A 2,259-nucleotide genomic window follows, 5' to 3' on the forward strand; every position below is an offset into this window, starting at 1 on the left:
GTAGACGGTGGCCCAGGGGCCGAACTCGGCAGGCATCTCCCGCCACTGGCCGCTGGACCGGAACCGCCAGATCACACCCTCGAACTGCTCCCGCAACCGCTCCGGGTACGGGCCGTACCTACCGATCGGCAGGTACCGCTCGATGAACTTCCACTGGGCATTGGTGAGTTGCCTGCGTGTCACGACCACAGTCCTACCGGATTCCGCCCCGCGGAGAGGACAGAACCCAGGAACTGATCACGACATCACACAGGCCCTAGTGCACCGGGAGACCCGCGCGCTCGGCGCCGGGTTCGTCCAGAGCATCTACACCGTCGACGACCAGCTGGAGCCAACGGCGAGTTGAGCGAGCCGGCCGAGTATCTGCGCTGCCCAGTCCACGGCGCCCGCCGCGTCACCGACGTCGCCCGGGTCTGCCCTGTGGGCGACGCCTCGGCGGCCGCGCCCACAAGGTCGGCTGAGCCAACCACGCTGGTGTCCTGTTCTTGCTGGACAGGGTGTTGCGGATTCCCACGGATCGGCCTGCGGTGGCAGGTGGTTGCGGTCGCGGCGGGGAATGTTGGCGGGACGCGACATCCTGGAGGTGGTTGCGTCACCTGTTGTCAGTGATCGGCGTCACTGAAAAGTCCGGTAAAACCCGCAAGTTACAGGGGTCCTGAGGGTGGTTCAGGCCAGGTCGGGTGAGCACTGCGCAGTTTCACCGATCCACGACAGTATCGGCTACCTGATGTCCCGGGGGTGTCCGGCTGGTGTGGCACTTTGGCCGTGTTCCTGAGTCTATCCGGGTACCAGAATGAATCACTCAGCACCGCTGGGGAGAGCTTGCAGGGGAGACGTCCACCTCTCCTCCTGGCTGTCCGCGTAGAGGACCGTGTCCTGCACTCCTCCTTGGGGAGGAGTGTGGTCTTTGGTTGCGCCTGTTTGGATTGCAGCTGGAGGGCTGAGGGGGTTGCGCGTGCTGGGTTTCTTGCTGGATCTCGTTTTTGGCAGTCTGCTGACGTGGGGTCATGAGAGGCGCAGGGCCAACAGAAAGGCTCGGAGTTTCACGGAGGGGGCGGAGGTGGGTTTCGTTGCCTGCGTCCTTGGTGACCGTCCGTACTGCCGGGATGAGGCGTTGGTCTTCCTCTGGGCTACGGGTTCCACGCTTCATGTCACGCCGACGGAGTTCAGGGACCTTCATCGAAGTCCACTTCCCGTAGCGCGGTTGGAGTTGGTTCGGGTCCGGCCGAGAAGCCGTGCGGATTCCCGGTTGGTGCAGCACAGCTGGCAGGTGGCGGAGTGCCGCGACGGTGATGCAGTGGTGCTGGTCGGGTGTGCCCCGGATGCGATGCGGTATCTGACAGCTGTTACGAACGCCCAGGGTGCCAGCTAGCGAGATCGTGGCATGGAGGCGAAGGCGAAGCCGAAGGCCCGGACCCAGTGAAACGGGGTACCTCCCGGGCGGGGCGGGGGAGTCCTGACCCGCGAAGCAGGCCCGTTCCCGGTGAAGTGAAGCGCAGGTCCCTGACTTTCAGGGCCGGCCCTGGGCTGTGCAGCGTCCCCCGGCCGAGCGCAGCGAGCCCGTTCGGTCCTCAGCGCTGAGGTATCCGTTTCGGGTGTTGTTGTTCGATTCCCTTGGGTAGGGTTGTGTTCCAGCTTCTTGTGATGGGGGTCGCATGTTCGAGCTCGGTGTGTTCTTCGGCGTGATGGGTTTGGCGGCGTTGTGGATGGTGTGGTCTTTGCTGCGCCGGGGAAACCGTCGTACGGAGACCGCGGAGGGCCTGTTGATCGAGCAGGCTCGCAGGGAGCAGGCCGCGAGTGACCGGTCTTCCTATAACGCGACCGCCATGCTTAATTCCCCGACGCATGGGCACGAGTACAGGCCGTAGCCCGTAGCTCCCAGTTCCACCTCTCTACTGCTGCCAGCCTGGCCCGCGGAGTGGGCTTTGGCCCTGGAGGCGGAGCCGGAAGGGCCCGGATGGGGGAGCGCAGCGGACCTAAGACCAGGGACCCGTGAAGCGGGGTCACCTCCCGTGCGGAGCGCGGGAGGTCTGGGCCTGCGCAGCAGGCTTGGCTCCGGGAGAGCGAAGCGGAGCCGGAGCCAAGCCGGAGCGAAGCGCAGGACTGGGCTCGGAGCGAAGCGGAGAGCCACCCGGCCGAAGGCCGGCCCCAGGGGCTGCGAAGCAGCCCCCGCCGAGCGCAGCGAGGCGGTTCTCTCGGGCGAGCGCAGCGAGCCCGTTCAGTCCTGAGCGCGCAGCGCTCAGGTACCCGCTCCGCGGG

General features: G+C 66.1%; 2 protein-coding genes. One reads left to right on the top strand and one right to left on the bottom strand.

Features of this window, described 5'->3' with window-relative positions:
• Positions 1-183: transposase (locus tag ACGFYQ_RS42190; protein WP_393752675.1), on the bottom strand; the 183-nt coding region annotated here is incomplete at its 3' end.
• A 1,472-nt stretch (positions 184-1,655) separates the two neighbouring features.
• On the opposite strand from ACGFYQ_RS42190, the gene ACGFYQ_RS42195 reads away from it, so the two are divergent.
• Positions 1,656-1,868 carry a hypothetical protein gene (locus tag ACGFYQ_RS42195; RefSeq protein WP_393752677.1) on the top strand — a complete coding sequence of 71 codons (213 nt, stop codon included), beginning with the start codon at positions 1,656-1,658 and terminating at the stop codon, positions 1,866-1,868.
• The last annotated feature ends 391 nt before the right edge of the window (positions 1,869-2,259 follow it).

Source organism: Streptomyces sp. NPDC048258 (assembly GCF_043201995.1).
GTDB lineage: Bacteria > Actinomycetota > Actinomycetes > Streptomycetales > Streptomycetaceae > Streptomyces.

Excerpts from the sequence above, each read along its gene's own strand:
- ACGFYQ_RS42195 (WP_393752677.1), top strand. The coding sequence starts at position 1,656 with ATGTTCGAGCTCGGTGTGTTCTTCGGCGTGATGGGTTTGGCGGCGTTG.